This window comes from Methylobacterium sp. ARG-1 (assembly GCF_001262595.1).
GTDB lineage: Bacteria > Pseudomonadota > Alphaproteobacteria > Rhizobiales > Beijerinckiaceae > Methylobacterium > Methylobacterium brachiatum.
The window spans coordinates 1-19,250 of sequence record NZ_LHCD01000023.1 but is presented as its reverse complement, the minus strand read 5'-3'; the positions used below and the strand labels follow the sequence as shown (position 1 = coordinate 19,250).

Sequence of the window (19,250 nt, the reverse complement as noted above, 5' to 3'; positions counted from 1 at the left end):
ACGGGCCGCGGGGCGGGGTTCGGCGGCCAGCGGTCGGGGTTGGCTCAGCTCCAGGCCAGATCGACGTGGCAGATCGGCGGTCCGTCATCGACGCCGTCGGCCACGCCTGGAGCCTTGATCCGGATGAACAGACGCCGTGCCCTCGCCATCGGTCTCGGCCTTGCCGTCGGGCGCGCCTCCGCGGCGGCGCCGCTGCTGGGACCCCGCTTCGTCAACACCGTGCTGCTGGGCGGATCGCCCGAGGAGAAGCTGCGCGCCGCCCGGGCCGCGGGCTTCGATCAGGTCGAGCTCTGGTCCACCGACGTGGAGCGCGCCGAGGACGGGGCGGCGGGCCTGCGCGCCCGCGTCGCCGCCCTCGGCCTCGGCCTCACCGACTACCAGGTGCTGCTCGATTTCGACGGGGCTCCCGGCGACGCCCGCGCCGCCAAGCGGGACGAGGCGCTGACCCTGCTCGACACCGCGGCGGCTCTAGGCGCCGGGACGCTGCTCGTGCCGGCCTCCACGGACCCGGACTGCGATCCGGCCCGCATCACCGAGGATCTGGTCTGGCTGGTGGACGAGGCCCGCCGCCGGGGCCTCCGGATCGCCTACGAGGGCATGGCCTGGAGCACGGTCAACCCGTCGCTGGTCCAGGCCTGGGCGACGATCCGCGAGCTCGACCCGCACCATGCCGGCCTGGTGGTCGACAGCTACCACCTCTTCGTCCGCGGCGAGACGCCGGCCATCCTCGGCGACGTGCCGCCCGAGCGGATCTTCCTGGTGCAGGTCTGCGATGTCGCCGGCCCGGTTCAGCCGTCGGATTACCGCGCGGTCACCCGCCACGCGCGCCTCCTCCCGGGCGAGGGGCGCCTGCCGCTGGCCAGCCTCGTCGGGAAGCTCGCCGCGATCGGCTATCGCGGGCCGGTCGGGCTGGAGGTCTTCAACGACCAGCTCGCGCATGAGCCGCCCAAGGCCGTCGCCAAGCGGGCTTTCGGGGCGCTGCAGAGCTTGCTGGCCGGCGCAGCGCCGTAGCACCATCGGTTTCCGGCCGCCTGAAGGGCCGTCGCAGCCCGACCGTCTTCGCACGCCCGGAGCGACACAGGGATCCGCCGCATCCGGAGAGGGCCCACCAGGCCGGGTCGTTTCGCGATGCGCGCGATGACGGCGCGGGGCCGGATGATCGGAGCCGGGACCAAAAGCCCCCGCACCACGACACCCGATTACTGACCTAAGTAAAATATACCAGCAGACCGATTGCGCACAAGGGAACATCCGGTCCCGTCGCCTGTTACCCGCCGCCGATCCAGTCCGGGTCGCATCAGGCGGAGCAGACGAACCACCGTGACCGCGGGCGTCGACAGACACGAGCTGAGGCAGATCATCGCCGGCCTGACCGAGGGCGTGATCCTGGTCGAGCCGGACCAGACGATCACCTGGGCCAACGACGCCGCCCTGGCCATGCACGGGGCCGAGAGCCTGGAGGAGCTCGGCGAGACCGTCGACGCCTACCGGGACCGGTTCTCCGTCCGCTACCGCAACAACCGGCCGCCCGAGCATTACCCGATTGAGCGGGTGGTCCGGGGCGAGACCTTCCACGACGTCATCGTCGAGGTGGTGCGCACCGACCGGCCGGACGTCGCCTTCGTCCATTCCCTGCGCAGCCTGGTCGCCACCGACCGGGCCGGGCAGCCGAGCTGCCTCGCGCTGATCCTGCAGAACGTCACGCCGCAATTCGAGGCCGAGGAGCGGTTCGAGAAGACCTTCAACGCCAACCCGGCGCCGGCCGTGATCACCCGGCTGTCCGACCTGCGCCACGTCAAGGTCAATGCCGGCTTCCTGGAGATGACCGGCTACACCCGCGACGGGGTGATCGGGCGCAGCGTCTACGAGGTCGACGTGCTGGCCGAGGCCAAGCAGCGCGAGCTCGCCGTGACGCGGCTCAATGCCGGCCAGACCGTCCCGCAGATGGAGGCCTGCCTGCGTCTGCCGGATGGCGGCTCCCGCTTCGTCATCGTGGCCGGCCAGCCGATCGAGATGGGCGAGGAGCCGTGCATGCTCTTCACCTTCGCGGATCTGGAGCTGCGCAAGAAGGCGGAGACCTCCCTGCGCCAGAGCGAGTCGCGCTTCGCCACCGCGTTCCGGATGACGCCGGTGCCGACGCTGCTGGCCCGGGCCGACGGCTTCACCGTCACAGCCGTCAACGAGGCCTTCCCGCGGATCTTCGGCTACGGCCAGGACAAGGCCGTCGGGCGCTCCGCCGAGGAGATGGGCCTGTGGATCTCGGATGCCGCCCGGGCGAAGTTCGAGGCCACGGTCCGGCGCGCCGGCTACGTGCTCGGCCTCGAGACCTGCATGCGACACGAGGACGGGACCGAGATCGACTGCCTCGTCTCGGCCGAGCGGGTGGTGATCGGCGAGGACGATTACGTCCTGGCGGTGCTCCAGGACATCACCGAGCGCAAGCGCTCGGAGCGCGAGCTGTTCACCGCGATCGAGACCGTGATGGCCGACACCTCGTGGTTCAGCCGCGGCCTGATCGAGAAGCTTGCCGGGCTCCGGCATCCCGGGCGCGACAGCGCCGACGAGGGTGTGCAGAGCCTCACGGTCCGGGAGCGCCAGATCCTCGGCCTGGTCTGCGCCGGCCTGTCCGACGAGGCCATCGCCAAGCGGCTGAACCTGTCGCGCAACACCGTGCGCAACCACGCCGCCGCCCTCTACCGCAAGCTCGGGGTCCACAAGCGCACCGAGGTGATCGTCTGGGGCCGGGACAACGGCTTCACCACGCGGGAAGCTAGTACATAAGTCGGAAAATACCGGTACGAATGTACCATTGATCTGAAAAAACTAGACCCCATCTGCGGCTTAGCCAAGACGAGACCGCGAGAAACGTGAATTTCGAAGTCGAGACCGTCCCGGGGCAACCCCCGGTCCGGTGCCGGGTTCACCCACCAGAGCCATCGGCCCATCGACCGGCGACGCCGCGAAGGACCGGGCTCCGTACTCTTCGCAGAAGTCCGACGCGAAACCCGGGATCTCGCACCACGCGTCGACCGGGCCGAGCGGCGCACACCCACCGCACCAGTCCAGAACACTCAGACAGGAGAGACACCATGGTTGATACGGATCGCGTGACGGGAGCCGCCAAGGAGTTCGTCGGCAAGGCGCAGGGCGCCGTGGGCGACATCACCGGCTCGAAGAGCGACTCGGTCGAAGGCCGTTTCCGCGAGGCGCAGGGCTCGGCCGAGAACCTCTACGGCCAGGCCAAGGACACCGTCCGGCACGTCGCCGACGAGGCCGGCCACTACGCCGAGGACGCCTACGAACATGCCGGCGACTACGCCCGCCGGGGCACCCGCGTCGTGGCCCAGCAGGTCGAGGAGAGCCCGATCGTCGCGCTGCTGATCGCCGGCGCCGTCGGCTACGGCCTCGCCCTGCTGATGCACGCCCGTCGCCGCTGAGCGCCGGCCACTCTCTCACGACGACCAGGAGTCCCACAGTGACCGCTTCCCCCAGCCTCTCGACCGCGCCGCTCGCCCATACGAGCGACACGCGCACCGTCCTCCACCACCAAGTGTCGTTGGGTGCGATCTTCGCGGGCGCCACCACGGCGCTGGTGGCGCAGGTGATCCTCAACCTGCTCGGCGTCGGCATCGGGCTGTCCAGCGTCGGCATGGACACCGCCGACAATCCGGCCGCCTCGACCCTGTCGATGAGCGCCGGGATCTGGTTCGTGGCCTCCGGCATCGTCGCCTCGCTGATCGGCGGATTCCTGGCGGGGCGGCTCTCGGGCAAGCCCGTGGGCGGCGCCGCCGGCCTGCACGGGCTGGTCTCCTGGTCGGTGACCACCCTGGTCGTCCTCTACCTCCTGACCTCGGCGGTCGGCGGGATCGTCGGCGGCGCCTTCAACGGCGTGGCCACCACGCTCGGCGGCGCCGGCAACCTCGTCGGCGGCACCGTGCAGACGGCGGCCCAGGCGGCGGCGCCGTCCCTGTCGAAGATCTCGAACCCGATCGACGGGATCGAGCAGACCGTGCGCCAGCAGGCGCAGGGCCAGGACCCGCAGGCGGCGCGCGATGCGGCCGTGGCGGCGGTGCGCGCGGTTCTGACCGGCGATCCGGCCCAGAAGCAGCAAACCGAGGCCCGGGCCGCGGACGCGCTCGCCAAGGCGCAGGGCATCCCGGTCGACCAGGCCAAGCAGCAGATCCAGGACTACGAGAAGCAGTACGACCAAGCGGTCGCCACCGCCAAGCAGAAGGCCGAGGCCGCGGCCGTCGCGGCGAAGTCGGCCGCCACGCAGGGCGCCTTCTACGCCGCCCTCGCGCTGATCCTGGGCGCGATCGCCGCCTTCCTGGGCGGCCGCCTCGGCGCCCCGAAGGTCGAGACCCTGACCGAGTCCTACGGCACCCGCCGCGCCTGATCCCCGCGCCCCCCGCGCCCGGCGCGGGGGTCCTCAGGATCCACCTTCCACCCCAACCGGAGCGCCACGATGAGCAGCACCACCGACAAGCTGAAGGGCCTGGCCAACGAGGCCGTGGGCAACGTCAAGCAGGCCGCCGGCAAGGCCACGGGCAACGACAAGCTCGTGGTCGAGGGCAAGGCGCAAGAACTCAAGGGCGAGGGCCAGCGCACGGTCGGCGAGGCCAAAGACGGCGTGAAGAGCGTCGTCGACTCCGTCGCCGGCAGGAAATGACCCGCCCGACGTGACGTGAACCCCGGGAGCGTCCGCCCGGCCGCTCCCGCCGCCGACAACCACGGAGAACACCGATGATCCGCAAGCTGCTCACCATCTTCGTCCTGCCGAAGCTGATCGCCTATGTCAGCCGCCGCGTCGCCGGCCGGTCCGCGGCTCCGTCGCGCCGCCCCCGCTGACACAGCGCGCAGGCCCCGGGATGATCCGCCGACCGGGGTCCGCACCTCAGGCCAGACAGGCGGACACCAGAGAGGACACGCCATGAGCAAGGGTTACCCCTCGATGACCGCGTTGCTGGGCTTGCTGGCTTTGGCCGGCTACCAGAACCGCGACAAGCTCGCCGAGCTGCTGAAGGGCCACGATCACGGGACCAGCCCGTCCCCGGTCCCGTCCGTGCCGAATCCCGCGAGCGCGAGCACCGGGACCGACAATTTCGCCCGTCTCGGGGGCTTGCTGGGCGGCGCCGGTTCGGCCGGGGTCGGCGGCCTGATCGCCAACGGCCTCAGCGAGCTGGTCGATCACTTCACCAAGGGCGGGCACGGCGAGACCGCGACCTCGTGGATCAATCACGGCACCAACCGCGACATCCCCGAGACCGATCTCGAGCGCGCCATCGGCCCCGAGACCCTCGACCACCTGACCCAGCAGACCGGGCTCAGCCGGGCGGCGCTCCTGGCGCGCCTGTCCCGCGAGCTGCCCTCGGCGATCGACCGCTACTCGCCCGACGGCCGCCTGCCGACCTGACCGGTGCGGTGGCGTTGACAGCGCCGCCCGCAGGCGCCACCTCCGGGGCGTAACGGCCGGGTGTGATTCTGGCCTGCGAGACGGATCATGGCGAGCGAAGCAGCGACGCGGCCCATCGTGTTCATCGATGGCGAGGCCGGCACCACCGGCCTCGGCATCCGCGAGCGCCTGGAGCGCGACGGCCGCGTCACCCTGCGCAGCATCGCGCCCGAGCACCGGAAGGATCCCGAGGCCAAGCGGGCGCTGCTCGCCGAGGTCGACCTCGCGGTCCTGTGCCTGCCGGACGAGGCCGCCAAGGAGACGGTGGCGCTGGCCGACAGCCTGCCCGGCGGCGGCCCGCGCATCCTCGATGCCAGCACCGCCCACCGGGTCGCCCCCGGCTGGACCTACGGCTTCCCGGAGATGACCCGGGAGCAGGGCGCCGCCGTGGCCCGCGCCCGGCGCGTGGCCAATCCCGGCTGCTATCCGACCGGCGGCATCGCGCTCCTGCGCCCCCTGGTCGAGGCCGGCCTCATCCCGGCGGATTTCCCGATCAGCGTCAACGCGGTCAGCGGCTATAGCGGCGGCGGCAAGGGCATGATCGAGGATTACGAGCGGGGCAGCGCGGCGCCGTTCCTGCTCTACGGCCTCGGCTTCGCCCACAAGCACGTGCCGGAGCTGCAGCGGTTCACCGGGCTGACCCGGCGGCCGATCTTCGTGCCGTCCGTGGGCAATTTCCGCCAGGGCATGCTGGTGAGCGTGCCGCTCCACCTCGACGCGCTGCCGGGCAAGCCCGCCGCCACCGATCTCGAGGCGGCCCTGCGCGACTGGTATGCCGGCCAGCCGCTGGTCCAGGTGGTGACCGGAGAGACGGGCGAGAAGATCGAGCCCGAAGCGCTCAACGACACCGACCGGCTGGAGCTGCGGGTGTTCGGTTCGTCCGAGCACCGGCAGGCGGTGCTGGCGGCGCGCCTCGATAATCTCGGCAAGGGTGCCTCCGGGGCAGCGGTACAGAATCTCGGGCTGATGCTCGCGCTCGACGCCTGAGCGTCATCGCCACGGCCACCAGCGGCATGTTGCAGATCCAGGAGTCGAACGACGCGACGCCGTTCTCTCAGGTAGGGGGCATCCTCGCCAGCGCGGTGGTCACCGCTGCGAATACGCCGATCCAGCTTGAGATACCGACGCAGATGGACAGCCTTCGGGTGCTCTATACGCCCGTCGCCAATGCGGCAAACATCACCGCCGCCATGTCTCTCCATACGTCGTGACGGGATCGAAGTAGACACCGCCGTAAGGCATAAGCGGATCGATAAATGCCTGAACAGCGCCCGCAACTTCTACAGAGAGAGTTCTGCTTAGCTGTTTCAGATCTTCAGCTTGGTAGTCAGATCCGACGGTCGATAGAGCCGACTGAAGCGCTATCTCGGCCGTCTCACAATGACCAGACCAAACGGCCGACTGGCCGCTCACATGGCGCACTCGGAAATGTGGCATTGTTTCCTCCAGTGCCGCCGATCACCGTCAGCTGGCGCGGTGAGCATCACTGTATTCAGCGTTCCGCGCAAGTCGGCTACGCAACCTTCATTTGACGCAGGTCGACCGCTGACGCCGCTGTTTTTGGCCACATACGGATGCGCCATCGCGGCCGTCGGCCGCTGACGCTTTGCCACCACTGACATCGTGAGGACCACATAGCAGCCGCCAACTTCAAGCGGGCGCTAGCGCTCGTGCTTGTGCATGAGGGCGGGTGCGTCGATAACCCCGCTGATCCGGGCGGCGCTACGAACCTTGGCGTCACCATTGGCACGCTGTCGAATTGGCTCGGTCGGCCGGCCACCGGGTCCGAGGTGAAGGCGCTCGCCAAGGCGGCCGTGGCGCCGATCTACCGTCAGAGCTACTGGAACGCTGTGCACGGCGACGAGCTGCCGCCTGGGGGCGACTACTACGTCTTCGACTTCGCGGTGAACTCGGGCAAAGGCCGAGTGATCCCGTCGCTTCAGCGTGCGCTGAGCGTGGCGGATGATGGCAAGCTCGGCCCGCTGACGCTGGCCGGCATCCTCCAAGGATGCCGGCCAGCCCATCGAGCGGATCTGTGCCGATCGTCTCGCCTTCCTGCGGCGGCTTCGACCTGGCCGACGTTCGGCAAGGACTGGACCTCGCGCGTCGAAGGCGTTCGCGCTGAGGCGATGGCGCTTGCGGCGTTCGCTGCGCCGACGGTGTCCGTCGAGATGAAACCGCTTCCGTCGCCGGTGTTTGCGCCAGCACCACGCAACAGCGGATCGCCTGCGGCGCAGGCCACGCCGCCAGCACCGGCGAAATCCAGCTTCTTCGGCAGGATCCTGGCCAATCTGCGCACCAACCTCCCACCTGAGAAGAGGAGCTGACCATATGGCCGCCGGTATCATCGGAGCTCTCACCGCAGCCCCTGCGGTGATCGAGGGCATCACCAACATCATCGGGCGCTTCATTCCGGATCCGGGGCAGCAGGCGCAGGCCGCGATCGAGATGCAGAAGCTGGTTGCTGACCGGGAAGCCGCGGTCGCGCAGTCTGCCGCCGAGATCGCCAAGGCCCAGGCCGAGACCAACACGGCCGAGGCGCAGAACCCATCGTTGTTCGTTGGCGGGTGGCGGTCGTTCGTCAGCTGGGGCTGTGGCGTAGGCCTGATCTCTACGTCGCCCTCTTGCAGCCGCTCCTAGCGTGGCTGACCGGCATCGTGAATGCAGCCTTTTCCATCCGCATCCCCATGCCGCCGGCGCCGCCGTCCGAGGTGCTGATGACGGTGCTCACCGGCATGCTCGGGATCGCCGGTCTGCGCTCCTACGATAAGCAGAAGGGCACGGCTGCGCCCGCCATCGCGCCGAAGCGCTGACCGCTCGTGTTCATCACCGCAGCGCACGCCCAGACGGCCGAGGCGATCAAGGCCGCCTTGGAGGCCGGCGACATCCTCCTGCAGTACAAGGTGCTCGGCGCAGTCTGCGTGATCCTCGGGCTCGCGATCGCCTTCCTGTTCTGGAAGCTCGATCGGCTCAGCACCTCGATCATGCGCGAGGTGGTCACCGCGCTTCAGGCGAACACGGCCGCAACGGTCGCCGGTAACCTCACGATCACCGCCCTGACGACCACGCTCGAGGCGACGGATGACGGTGTCGAGAAGCTGTCGCATCAGACCGAGCTTGCCGCTCAAGCGGCAGCCTCACGCGGCGTCGAGATCCTGAAGAACCAGGAAGAGATTAAGCGACGGCTAGAGGGGCGCCTCCCATGACGTGGAAGTCTGTTCTCGGGCTCGTGCTGCCGGCGGCGCTCCGAAAGGACGTGCATGCGGAGTTCACGCGCGCCGTTGCGGCCAGCGTCCACGCCAACAAGAGCCGGCGCCGAGCCCTCGTGCAGGTCACGATGGCGCCTGACAGCCGGGCCTCCTCGATGGAAGCCACCATCCACCGCATCGAGGGGCGATCCGGCGATCGCCTGACGGATCGTCCGCAGGTTGGCGAGGCTGCCTTCAAGGTCGCCGAGGCCACGCGAGAGCTGCTGAGAAAGTCGCGATGAAGGCGGTCACCGAAATCCTCCGCAGCCGCACGCTATGGGTTGGGCTGGTCCTGATGTTTGGGTTCTGGGCCGTCGTTCCGTGGGTGCCGATCAAACCTCAAAACGAGTTTCTGCGCATTGGTCGAACGCTGGTTGCGATTGCCGTCTTCATCTCGCTCCTGCCTGGCATCGTGAAGGCGCTACGCACGCCCTGGCCGTCCTACAGCGGGCAGCTCATCCTCGGCATCGTCCTGTCATGGTTCGGCGTCGCCGGCTCGGCCGGGTGGGTGCTGATCTGGGCGTCAGGCGGTCAGCCGCAGTGGATGCTCGACTCGAACATCAACGGCTGGTTCCTCTGGCTCCAGATCCTCGGCGGCACCCTGCACCTGACCGCAAAGCACAGCGTCGAGGACGACATTCCGCGGCCGAACTGGATTCGGCTTGGAATTGCGGTCGCGATCGGAGTGCTGGTCGGCATCGGCTTCATGGCGAGCGCGCCCGACATGCACAGCCTCGTCGGAGCGCTGAAGCCCTGGTTCGCTGAGCATCCCGACGTACCAGATTGATTTCTACCATCGCCTCCAAGACCACCTTCAGCCCCGCCGGCGCCCCCCCGAACGGGCCTTTTTCTCGTGGGCTCGCACCGTCTCAACAAATAGACGTCCCATCCGTAACGAAGCCGTAAGTTAAGCCTTCAACATACCATACAATGTTCTAATAAGATTGCTTCTCCGCTAAGCAAGCCGCTCCAGATTACCCCTACAATGAAGCGAAATTTGAAGAAAGATGCCTAGAATAACGTGAACTAGCATTTTTCGGAGGGAATCCAACGTAAGCTGTTGCGGAGTAGTTGTGAGTCAACGTCAAGAATTGTGGTGGGCGTCGTTCGCCAAGCGCGATGCGGAGCCAGTCCAGGTGGCGTTCGACGGGCAGCGGATCGTCAAGCTGCGCCGGATCGGTAGCGAGTGGGACCTCGACCCGGTCGGGGTCACGCTCATCAGCCAGATAGATCCGGCGAAGGCTTCGGTTGCGGACGCCGAGCTATCCGAGAACCTGTGGCGACACAGCCGCCTCGGGAAGCTTGGTCGGCCGAAGAGCTGAGATGCCCCCCTGCCGAGCCTTGAGCCCCGCCGGCAGCCGCCGCGCGGGGCTTTTCTTTAACCCTAGTTCGTTAGAAGCGGCCCAGATCCAGCTGGCTCGCCCCCGACCAGTTGGATCTGAAAGCCCGCCCGGTTCGCCGACGCGGGCTTTCCTTTGCTCAGCGTCCGCTCGCAGCGCCCCCAGAAGAGCTCGATCCGCCGCCCCCGGAAAGCTGAATCAACGCTGTCGGAGAGCTGACCCGGCGTACCTAGAGGCTCCCCGTTGGTGCTCGTGTCCAGATCTGGATTCGAGGACTCCAGGCCAGTAGGCGCAGGCCTAGAGGCCGAGACAGGGGCGAATTCCTATCGGCCGCCGGCCAAAGGCGTGACAACGCGATCGGGGCGAATGTTCGTTTCGCATTAGCCCTGACTGATCGGCACCATGAGGTCAGTGTGCTGGCAGACCGGCCTCATCTCGCCCCGGACGCACGTGCAGCGACAAAGAGCCAGCGCGGGCGCGGGCAGAACCAGCAGTGAAGCTGCGAGTAAGGGCAAGCGGATGACGATTAGCCACGTAGACCTCGTTGGGCCATCGGAGCTGATACTACATCGAACGCAGGCGGCTGATCGCGACCTTTGCTCGTGCTTTAATGGAGCAGCCTGCCCGGCTCGCAACGGGACAAGCGGAAGCATCTGACGTGCGCGTTAGGTGCAGCGAACGACGGTTGTTTGAAGCCTGAGTCTGCACTGCCATCCTAATTCTGCGCCTGCCTCATCGCGGGGTTCATCGGTGCCCTCGGGTAAGCCGACGATGCTCCCTGGCATCGTCGGCGCAGACAAGAATCGCCTACACACACAGCAAGACGTAAGGATCAAAACCAAACCTTAATTGTCTTAACCTAAATTTGCTTACTCCAGGGGATTTGGGTGTGTTCGATGACGTCGCTCAATCTGACAGGCTACAAACTGACCTTTGCTGACGAGTTTAACACTCGTAGCATCTCGCAGACGGGTGCCGGAACTACGTGGGCGGACATCCGTTCGGAATGGCGGTTCGACACCAACTCTGACATTGGATTTGGTCACTCATCGTTTGTGGATCCAAGCTCTGGGTATGATCCATTCAAAATTCATGATGGCGTTTTGTCGATTACGGCGGTTCCGGATCGGACATCATCTGGTTATCCAGGCAGTTGGGAGTCCGGCCTATTAACAACGCAGGGCAATTTCTCTCAAACCTACGGCTACTTTGAAATTCGCGCCGACTTCTCAGCGCAACCGGGAGCCTGGGATGCGTTCTGGCTCCTGCCGAATCATCAGACGCCAGACCCAAACAACGCCGGAGGTCATCAAGAGCTCGACATAGTGGAACACTACGGATCTTACGACCAAGGAGTTTACAGCGGGATCCATACCACAGATCCACAGAATGGCATTCCGTGGCAGGACAACCGACAGGTTTTCAGCAACTTGCCGCACCCAGACGGATATCATACATTTGGAATGGATTGGCAGGCCGATAAGATTAGTTATTATGTCGACGGTAGCCTGATTGGCTCGCAGTCTACACCGTCCGATATGCACAAACCGATGTATTTGCTAGTCAATCTTGCGACTCAGGGGTCGGGCGACAATAACTCAGATATAGCAGGCGTCCCGTTAACATCACACATAGATTACGTTCGAGCATATTCCCGCAACTCAGATCTCAGTTCACCGCCTTTGCCACAAACTCCTGCGACGGGTACTTCCGGTGGAAGCACCGGTGGGAGTGGTTCCGAAAGTGTCAATGACCTGCTCCACGTTACTCCCGGATCCACCGCAAATTACGGCTTCAAGTTTACAGAAGCACAATTTGATTTTAAAGGTGGCCACGATGTAATGATCGCGCCAGATGGAACAAAAACAGATCTGACGAGCGTAGGAACTCTAGTGTTCTCTGACGGAAGCATCCATCAATCCGGCAATTCGCCTTTAGTGGACGATATATATTATTACGCCTGCAACAATGATGTTTGGGCAGCCCATCTTGACTCGGAAAATCATTACAATAATTATGGATGGCGCGAAGGACGCAATCCTAACGCTTACTTCGATACAAATCGGTACTTGGAATTCAATGGCGATGTCGCGGCAGCAAAAATTAATCCACTTACTCAATATGATCAATATGGCTGGCACGAAGGACGAAATCCTTCGTCATTGTTCAATACGAACGCGTATCTTTCAGCGAATGCTGACGTGGCAGCCGCCCATCTCGACCCGTTGCTGCACTACCTTGAGTGGGGCGCAGAGGAGGGTCGCCACCTTGCGTAGATGAAAGGGGAGAGGTCGGTGGTGCCATTTGACTTATAAAGCTCATGATCACATCGCCTTCAGCGTCAATAAAATTCACGTTTGGTGTAATCACAGAGCAGATAAAACCATCTAGCCTAATCTAATCTCCCGACCATTCCGGCCTTAACGGTTGGTTAAGCAGCCCATGATTTTCACAAATGGGCGTGACTGCCGCAGTGGGGTTTTCATTGCGCGGAAGCCCACGAAGAAGGTGCGTCTCGAAGCGCCTTCTTTGGCTGCTGAGGGAAGCATGGTCCATAAGTGCGAATCAGGTGAGTTGAGCGCTGCGCTTTGGCGCAGTTCGCGCGCCCTAGCAGGGGTCGCCGGCATCAGCGGGCTGGTGAACCTGCTCACGCTGACTGGCTCCTTCTTCATGCTGGAAGTCTACGACCGGGTCATCCCCGGTCGCTCGGTGCCCAGTCTCCTAGGTCTGTGCGTCTTAGCTATCACCCTCTACGCCGCACAAAGTGTTCTCGACGCATTGCGGGCGCGCATCCTAGCTCGTATCGGCGCCGCCCTCAGCGCAGAGATCGGCCCGCGCGCTTTCAGCATCAGCGTTCGAGCGCCCTTGTACGGTGCGCGATCTGAGGAAGCGGCTCAACCACTGCGCGACCTCGATCAGCTACGCAGCTTCCTAGCCGGCCCCGGACCAACCGCCCTATTCGACCTGCCCTGGCTGCCGGCCTACGTCGCGCTGTGTTTCCTCTTCCACCCATTGATCGGCGCAGCCGCCGTGGGCGGTGCTGCACTACTGGTTGGCCTAACCCTCATCGTCGACCTCGCCACAAGGGGGCCGACCCGTAGTGCAACTGCTCATGCGGCGCGACGGTCTGCTCTGTCGGAGGCAGCGCGGCTCAACGCCGAAACCGTAACGGCACTGGGCCTGGAAGCGCGTCTATGTCGACGCTGGACCTCCTCGAGCGAGGCGTATACGCGCGCCTACCAGCGCAGCTCCGATCTCGCCAGCGGCCTGGGTGCCGTATCGAAGGCCACCCGCATGGCACTGCAGTCCGGCGTGCTCGCGCTCGGTGCATGGCTAGTAATCAACAACCAAGCCACCGGCGGCATCATCATCGCTGCCTCGATCCTCGTGTCCCGTGCGCTTGCACCGGCGGAGCTGGCCGCTGCGAATTGGCGGGGCTTTGTGACCGCTCGGCAGAGTTGGGCCCGCCTAACGCGGGCGCTGGAGCGCGCTGCCACAACGTCAACTCCTCTCGCCCTGCCTATGGCGAGAGCGAGTTTAGCGGTTGAGGGCGTCAGCGTGATGCCGCCGGGCGGGAACCGCATGGCCGTGCACGACGCCAGCTTCCGCCTCTCCGCAGGCCAAGCTCTCGGGGTGATCGGTCCCTCAGCATCCGGCAAGTCGAGCCTCGTGCGGGCCCTAGTGCGGATCTGGACGCCGGTGCGAGGGCGGATCCAACTCGACGGAGCGGATCTCCGGCAATGGTCACCCGAGCGGTTCGGAGCTCAGCTGGGATACCTACCGCAGGAGCCGGGCCTATTCGCTGGCACGATTGCGGAGAACATCAGTCGATTCGAGACCGATGCTCCGGCCGAGACAATCGTTGCGGCAGCGAAAGCAGCGGGGACACACGAGATGATCGTTGGTCTGCCCACTGGCTACGACACAATTTTACAAGAAAGTGGGGCAGGTCTCTCGGCGGGTCAGCGCCAGCGGCTCGGCCTCGCGCGCGCACTGTATCGCGAGCCCTTCCTGGTGGTACTGGACGAGCCCAACGCCAACCTCGACGCCGAGGGCGAGCATGCCCTCACGCAGGCGATCCTCGGCGTGCGTGCGCGGGGCGGAATATGCGTTGTGGTGGCCCACCGTCCGAACGCGCTGGCCGCCGTCGATCACGTCCTGATTATGTCTGACGGCCGGGTGCAGGCGTTCGGACCGAAGGACGAGGTGCTCAAGCGCGTGCTGCGCCCGGCCCCAGTGGCAGAGCGGAGCGCTTGATGACCTCGTCCTTGATTGTTGAGTTCGAGGCTGCATCCGGGCTTGAACCCTCGTTGGGCCCTCGTGCCGATATTCGCCGGCATCTGTTTCTGGCCGGGGTGGTGTCCCTAGCCTTAGTGGCCGGCGTTGGCGGCTGGGCGACGTTCACACAAATCGCTGGCGCAGTGATCGCGCCGGGTCAGCTGGTGGTGGAGTCCAATGTCAAAAAGGTGCAGCACCCTACGGGCGGTGTTGTGGGCGAACTACTGGTCAAGGACGGTGATCACGTCAAAACGGGCGACGTTCTGGTGCGCCTGGACGAAACACAGACGCGGGCCACTCTCGACATCACCCGCAAGGCGCTCGACGAACTCGCCGCGCGGCGGGCCCGCGACGAAGCGGAGCGGGACGGCGCAATCGCGGTGGTGTTTCCGCGCGACTTGCTGACGCGGGAGGCGGCCAGTCCAGAAATCTCAGCCTTGGTCGAGGGCGAGAGTCGCCTGTTTGCCGCGCGGCTGGCCAGTCGTGAAGGTCAACGCGCGCAGCTGTCAGAGCGCGCGGCTCAGCTGAAGGAGGAGATTGCCGGGCTGACTGAGCAGACGGTGGCTAAAGCTCGAGAGATGCGGCTGATCGGGGACGAACTGAAGGGCGTGCACGACCTCTATGCCAGGAACCTCGTGCCACTGTCGCGGGTCACCGCGCTGGAGCGGGACGCGGCCCGACTGGAGGGGGAACGCGGGCAGCTGACCGCCACAATTGCATCGACCCGAGGCAAGATCGCCGAAACCAATCTCCAAATCCTGCAGGTCGATACCGACATGCGAACCGAGGTAGGCAAAGACCTGGCTGAGATCCGGGGCAAGTGGTCGGAGCTGGTCGAGAAGCGAGTAGCCTCCGAGGATCAGCTGAAACGGATCGACCTGCGTGCCCCGCAGGACGGAGTGGTGCACCAGATGAGTGTGCATACGGTCGGCGGCCTTGTGACACCGTCGGAGCCGGCGATGTTGATCGTACCAGACGCGGATCGATTGACTGTGGAGGCTCGCGTTCAGCCGCAAAACATCGACAGTCTGCGTCTAGGGCAGAAAGCAGTGCTACGGTTCTCGGCGTTCAACGCGCGCACAACCCCCGAGATCGATGGAACTGTCATAAGGGTATCGGCCGACGTCACGGCCGACCAAAAGACCGGACAGAGTTACTACACAGTTCGTATTGGTCTGGTATCTGAGGAGCTGACTCGCCTGGGTGATGTGCGTCTGGTGCCAGGCATGCCGGTGGAGGCGTTCCTGCAAATCGGCGAGCGTACCGTGCTCAGCTATCTTACAAAGCCGCTCGCCGATCAGATCGCGAAAGCGTGGCGCGAACGCTGAGACCCGGACCGAGCGCTCGCCGGGGCCTGAGCCTTGGGCTTGGCTGTGACTGACCTGACCGGTATTTTGGACCGGGCCAGTTGCGAGATTACTGCATGGTAGCGGCCATGGGTAGCCGGAAGGCCAGATCCGGGGAGCTGACGGGCGCGGGCGGCCGATAGCCCAGCGACGAATGCGGTCGGATGCAGTTGTACGTGGTTTGCCATAGACCGATGACGATCTGCGCCTCCTTCAGCGAGTAGAAGATTTCCTGGCGTAGGCACTCGTCCCGAAGTTTGCCGTTGAAGCTCTCACAGTACCCGTTCTCCCACGGCGATCCTGGCGCGATGTACTGGATCTGTGGCCCCGTCTTGGCGACCCAGTTGCGCAGCGCCTTTGAGATCATCTCAGGGCCATTATCGCAGCGGATGTGCTCGGGGATGCCGTGCAGGCACATGGCATCGGCCAGCGCCTCGATCACGCCGACGCTGTTGATACGCCGTGCCACCTTCAGCGCCAGGCACGCCCGGCTATGCTCGTCGATCAGCGTCAGGATGCGTAGGCTTCGGCCGTCGTGGGTCTGAGCCTGCACGAAGTCGAAGCTCCACACATGGTTGCGGTGGAGCGGTCGTAGCCGCACGCATGAGCCGTCGTTCAGCCATAGGCGGCTGCGGGGCCTCTGTCGGCTAGGGACTTTGAGCCCCTCGCGACGCCAGATGCGCTGAACCCGGTCCTTGCCCACTTGCCAGCCGGCTGCCTGCAGCAGCGCGGTGACGCGGCGGTAGCCATAGCGCCCGTACTCGGACGCCAGGGCGATGATGGCGCGGGTCAGCTCATCCTCGTCGGCCGGCACGGTGGGCACGTAGCGCTGCGTACCCCGATGCTGGCCGACGATCCGGCAGGCGTGACGCTCCGAGAAGCCGTACTTCTCCCGGATGCTGTCGACCGCCTGCCGGCGTCGCTCGGGGCTACAAGTTTCCCGAGGCGACGTCCGCCAGAATTTGTTTCTCCAAGGACAGGTCGGCTACCAGCCGCCGCAATCGAGCGTTCTCGCGCTCCAGATCCTTCATTTTCTTGGCTTGATCGACTTTCAGGCCGCCGTACTCCTTACGCCAGCGGTAGTAACTCTGCTCTGAGACATCCGCTTCCTTGCATGCACCGGCGATGCTCTTTCCCTGGACCGTCTGCACCTCGATCTGGCGCAACATCAGCACGACCTGCTCCGCACTTGGCCTCTGTCCTCGCTTCATCCCCAACTCCTCTGGTCCAAGCTGATCCTCTCAATCAGCCCGGTCCAAAGCCAGCCGGTCAGGTCACCCGCCAGCTCCCTCAACCTTGTTGGACCAAGGAGGAGGCTATGCGGATCATCGGCATGGACATCCACTGGGTAGCGGCCGAGGCTGTGGCGCTCCTCGATGGGCAATTGGTGAAGCTCGGCCGCATCCCCATGCTGCGCGAGCGCCTTGAGGCGTTTGCCAGGAAGGAACTCTGGGATTGCCCCGTTTCTGTGGACGGTTAGGGGGCTTGGCTGAATAGGGGCCCGGGTAACGGGTCCGGCTGGGTTTCCTGCTCGTAGACGACGGGCGAGCGGTATCCGAGCGCGGAGTGCCGACGCAGCGGATTGTAGAAGCCCTCGATGTAGCTGAAGCAGGCCATCCGTGCCTCGGCCTGCGAGCGGAAGCGACGACGTGCGAGCAGTTCGCATTCGAGGGTCGAGAAGAAGCTCTCGGCCATGGCGTTGTCGTAGGCATCGCCGACCGAGCCCATTGAGGGTCGCATGCCCGCTTCCTGACAGCGGCGGCCGAAGGCTAGCGACGTGTATTGTGAACCCTGGTCCGAATGATGGATCACGTCGCGGGGCCTGCGCTGGGCGACGGCCATCTCCAGGGCGTCCAGGACAAGCTCCGACCGGAGGTGATTGGCCATCGCCCAGCCGACAATCCGGCGGCTGAAGGCGTCGAGTACGACGGCGAGGTAGAGGAAACCGGCAGCAGTCGGCACATAGGTGATATCCGCCACCCAGAGCTGGTTCGGGGCGGCGGCGGCGAAGTTGCGGTCGACGAGATCGGGAGCCGGACGCGCCTCCCGGTCCCGCCGCGTCGTGATGGGGCCACCGCGCCGATGGCTGGCCCCGACGAGGCCGGCCTCGCGCATCAGCCGGGCAATGCGTTTGCGGGAATGCCGCTCGCCCTGCTCGCGCAGGTCGGCGTGGACGCGCGGCGCGCCATAGGTCTCGTGCGAGCCGAGATGGACGGTGCGGATCCGCTTCAGCAGGGCAACGTCCGCCACGCGTCGCGCCGAGGGCTGCCGGCCGGCCCAGGCATAATACCCGGCCTTCGACACGCCGAGGGTGCGCGCCATCACCGTGATCGGGAAGTCGGCCTGGTTGGCGCTCATGAACCGGAAGACCCCGACGGCAGAACTCCGGTCTCCCGCGCAAACCAGGCTGTCGCGCGAGAGAGGATATCGCGCTCCAGCTTCAACTGCCGATTCTCACGCCGTAGCCGGACGAGCTCGTCGCGCTCGGCCGTCGTCAGGCCGGGATCGGCACCCGGGAGCTTCTCCTCCCGACGCCCCTCGATACGGTCGACATCGGCGACCCAGTTCCGAATGGTCTGGCCCGAGGGTTCGAACTCGCGAGCCAAATCGGTGGGATCACGGCCGGCGCGGACCAAATCGACCATCTGCCGGCGGAACTCGGCGGGGTATGCGGGACGGGTCTTGGGCATCGGACGAACACCTCACGCGAAAGCGGTCTCGGTGTCCACCAAACCGGGGCAATCCCAGCACCTCCGCGACCGGTGTCCCGGTCTCGGCCTGCTTCAGCGCGAAGGCGATTTGTTCTTCAGTGAACCTGCCCTTCTTCACAGCTCTGCTCCTCCCATCAGGGTCTCACACAACCGGAAAACTCGCACTCACGCTGGACCAAAGCGATGGGGGGACGTCAGTGAGATCGGACGCTCCCCCGCCCCGTGAGCAGATCGGGGCGGGGCCGAGCGGCCACGGGACCAGCTACCTCGCCCTCCACGGGTCTACTAAGAGCGCCTAACAGAACCGCCTGATTTGGTTGAGAGTGATGAGGCTGGCTGCGAGGCGAGTGAAAGCCTCATAGATATCGGCACAGCGCTCGTAACGGACGGGCAGGCGTCTGAAGCGGTTGAACCATGCGTGGGTTCGCTCGACCACCCAGCGATGGCGACCGAGCTTCTCGCTGGTCTCGATCCCGCGTCGGGCGATGCGCGGTACAATCCCGCGGGCGCGGCACTCCTGGCGACGAGCACGGGCGTTGTAGGCCTTGTCGGCATGAAGCTTGTGGGGACGGCGGCGTGGGCGCCCGCGCCGGCCGTTGCGCACCGGCAGGATCGCATCGAGGGTCGAGGCCATCATCACGCTGTCGTGGCGGTTGGCCCCCGTGAAGGTCAGGCCGAGGGGTGTGCCGCGGGCATCGACGACGAGATGGCGCTTGGTGCCCGGCTTGCCGCGATCCGTCGGGTTCGGGCCGGTCGCAGAGCCCCTTTTTTGGCCGGGACAGATGCGCTGTCCAGGCTGGCCCGGCTCCAGTCAAGCTGACCGGCGGCGTGAAGTCGCCCCAGCAACTTCTGATGCAGGCGGGGCCAGACGCCCG

Annotated in this window: 21 protein-coding genes and 2 pseudogenes; 19 read left to right on the top strand and 4 right to left on the bottom strand. The window is 65.5% G+C overall.

The window, feature by feature from the left end; genetic code table 11:
• Positions 1-123 precede the first annotated feature (123 nt).
• The 18 genes from AKJ13_RS19725 (at position 124) to AKJ13_RS19645 (ending at position 15,646) form a co-directional block, all read left to right on the top strand.
• Positions 124-1,011, top strand: a complete 888-nt coding sequence (locus AKJ13_RS19725; RefSeq protein WP_082317033.1) for a sugar phosphate isomerase/epimerase family protein — start codon at positions 124-126, stop codon at positions 1,009-1,011.
• Between the two features lie 309 nt (positions 1,012-1,320).
• Positions 1,321-2,781 (top strand): helix-turn-helix transcriptional regulator, encoded by a 1,461-nt coding sequence (locus AKJ13_RS19720; RefSeq protein WP_050734896.1) that lies wholly within the window; start codon positions 1,321-1,323, stop codon positions 2,779-2,781.
• Between the two features lie 308 nt (positions 2,782-3,089).
• On the top strand, positions 3,090-3,437 hold the full coding sequence (locus AKJ13_RS19715; RefSeq protein ID WP_050734895.1) for a CsbD family protein: 348 nt from the start codon (positions 3,090-3,092) through the stop codon (positions 3,435-3,437).
• 38 nt (positions 3,438-3,475) lie between these two features.
• A complete protein-coding gene (locus AKJ13_RS19710; protein WP_050734894.1) occupies positions 3,476-4,396 on the top strand; it encodes a hypothetical protein in 921 nt (306 codons plus the stop codon).
• 69 nt (positions 4,397-4,465) lie between these two features.
• Entirely contained in the window at positions 4,466-4,669 is a 204-nt protein-coding gene (locus AKJ13_RS19705) for a CsbD family protein (protein WP_007565845.1), read from the top strand.
• A 261-nt stretch (positions 4,670-4,930) separates the two neighbouring features.
• Positions 4,931-5,413: a YidB family protein gene (locus AKJ13_RS19700; RefSeq protein WP_050734893.1), complete on the top strand. Its 483-nt coding sequence runs from the start codon at positions 4,931-4,933 to the stop codon at positions 5,411-5,413.
• An 87-nt stretch (positions 5,414-5,500) separates the two neighbouring features.
• Positions 5,501-6,439 (top strand): N-acetyl-gamma-glutamyl-phosphate reductase, encoded by a 939-nt coding sequence (argC, locus tag AKJ13_RS19695; RefSeq protein ID WP_050734892.1) that lies wholly within the window; start codon positions 5,501-5,503, stop codon positions 6,437-6,439.
• A 26-nt stretch (positions 6,440-6,465) separates the two neighbouring features.
• Positions 6,466-6,663 (top strand): hypothetical protein, encoded by a 198-nt coding sequence (locus AKJ13_RS19690; protein ID WP_050734891.1) that lies wholly within the window; start codon positions 6,466-6,468, stop codon positions 6,661-6,663.
• A gap of 459 nt (positions 6,664-7,122) precedes the next feature.
• Positions 7,123-7,779, top strand: coding sequence for a glycosyl hydrolase 108 family protein (locus tag AKJ13_RS19685; RefSeq protein WP_244471663.1), 657 nt, complete (start codon positions 7,123-7,125; stop codon positions 7,777-7,779).
• Between the two features lie 4 nt (positions 7,780-7,783).
• Positions 7,784-8,092: a 3TM-type holin gene (locus AKJ13_RS19680; protein WP_050734889.1), complete on the top strand. Its 309-nt coding sequence runs from the start codon at positions 7,784-7,786 to the stop codon at positions 8,090-8,092.
• Between the two features lie 17 nt (positions 8,093-8,109).
• Entirely contained in the window at positions 8,110-8,265 is a 156-nt protein-coding gene (locus AKJ13_RS31950) for a hypothetical protein (protein ID WP_160320618.1), read from the top strand.
• Between the two features lie 6 nt (positions 8,266-8,271).
• Positions 8,272-8,658, top strand: a complete 387-nt coding sequence (locus AKJ13_RS19670; protein ID WP_050734887.1) for a hypothetical protein — start codon at positions 8,272-8,274, stop codon at positions 8,656-8,658.
• Between the two features lie 50 nt (positions 8,659-8,708).
• Entirely contained in the window at positions 8,709-8,942 is a 234-nt protein-coding gene (locus AKJ13_RS19665; RefSeq protein ID WP_144426312.1) for a hypothetical protein, read from the top strand.
• Complete coding sequence (locus AKJ13_RS19660; RefSeq protein ID WP_050734885.1) at positions 8,939-9,487, top strand: hypothetical protein; 549 nt, start codon at positions 8,939-8,941, stop codon at positions 9,485-9,487. Before AKJ13_RS19665 ends, AKJ13_RS19660 begins: the two co-directional genes overlap by 4 nt.
• Before the next feature lie 349 nt (positions 9,488-9,836).
• Positions 9,837-10,022 carry a hypothetical protein gene (locus tag AKJ13_RS19655; RefSeq protein ID WP_144426311.1) on the top strand — a complete coding sequence of 62 codons (186 nt, stop codon included), beginning with the start codon at positions 9,837-9,839 and terminating at the stop codon, positions 10,020-10,022.
• 914 nt (positions 10,023-10,936) lie between these two features.
• Positions 10,937-12,316 (top strand): glycoside hydrolase family 16 protein, encoded by a 1,380-nt coding sequence (locus AKJ13_RS30600; protein ID WP_082317031.1) that lies wholly within the window; start codon positions 10,937-10,939, stop codon positions 12,314-12,316.
• 271 nt (positions 12,317-12,587) lie between these two features.
• Positions 12,588-14,297: a type I secretion system permease/ATPase gene (locus AKJ13_RS19650; RefSeq protein ID WP_050734883.1), complete on the top strand. Its 1,710-nt coding sequence runs from the start codon at positions 12,588-12,590 to the stop codon at positions 14,295-14,297.
• Complete coding sequence (locus tag AKJ13_RS19645; protein WP_082317030.1) at positions 14,297-15,646, top strand: HlyD family type I secretion periplasmic adaptor subunit; 1,350 nt, start codon at positions 14,297-14,299, stop codon at positions 15,644-15,646. Before AKJ13_RS19650 ends, AKJ13_RS19645 begins: the two co-directional genes overlap by 1 nt.
• An 88-nt stretch (positions 15,647-15,734) precedes the next feature.
• Here the strand turns inward: AKJ13_RS19645 and AKJ13_RS19640 are convergent.
• Positions 15,735-16,875, bottom strand: a protein-coding gene (locus AKJ13_RS19640; RefSeq protein ID WP_144426310.1) for an IS3 family transposase whose coding sequence is annotated in 2 segments (ribosomal slippage) — positions 15,735-16,596 and positions 16,595-16,875 — 1,143 coding nt in all. Because the reading frame shifts where the segments join, the coding sequence is not laid out codon by codon here.
• A gap of 107 nt (positions 16,876-16,982) precedes the next feature.
• On the opposite strand from AKJ13_RS19640, the gene AKJ13_RS31945 reads away from it, so the two are divergent.
• Positions 16,983-17,144: a hypothetical protein gene (locus AKJ13_RS31945; RefSeq protein WP_160320617.1), complete on the top strand. Its 162-nt coding sequence runs from the start codon at positions 16,983-16,985 to the stop codon at positions 17,142-17,144.
• On the opposite strand, the gene AKJ13_RS19630 is transcribed toward AKJ13_RS31945, so the two are convergent.
• The 3 genes and pseudogenes from AKJ13_RS19630 to AKJ13_RS30595 all read right to left on the bottom strand — a co-directional run.
• Positions 17,141-18,354 (bottom strand): IS3 family transposase gene (locus tag AKJ13_RS19630; RefSeq protein ID WP_144426309.1). Its coding sequence is split into 2 segments (ribosomal slippage): positions 17,141-18,075 and positions 18,075-18,354, totalling 1,215 coding nucleotides; the frame shifts between segments, so codons are not numbered across the junction. The two genes, AKJ13_RS31945 and AKJ13_RS19630, sit on opposite strands and share 4 nt — an antisense overlap.
• A gap of 58 nt (positions 18,355-18,412) precedes the next feature.
• Positions 18,413-18,493, bottom strand: a pseudogene (locus AKJ13_RS33275) (transposase); the annotation flags it as partial.
• 177 nt (positions 18,494-18,670) lie between these two features.
• Positions 18,671-19,250, bottom strand: a pseudogene (locus tag AKJ13_RS30595) (IS5 family transposase); the annotation flags it as partial.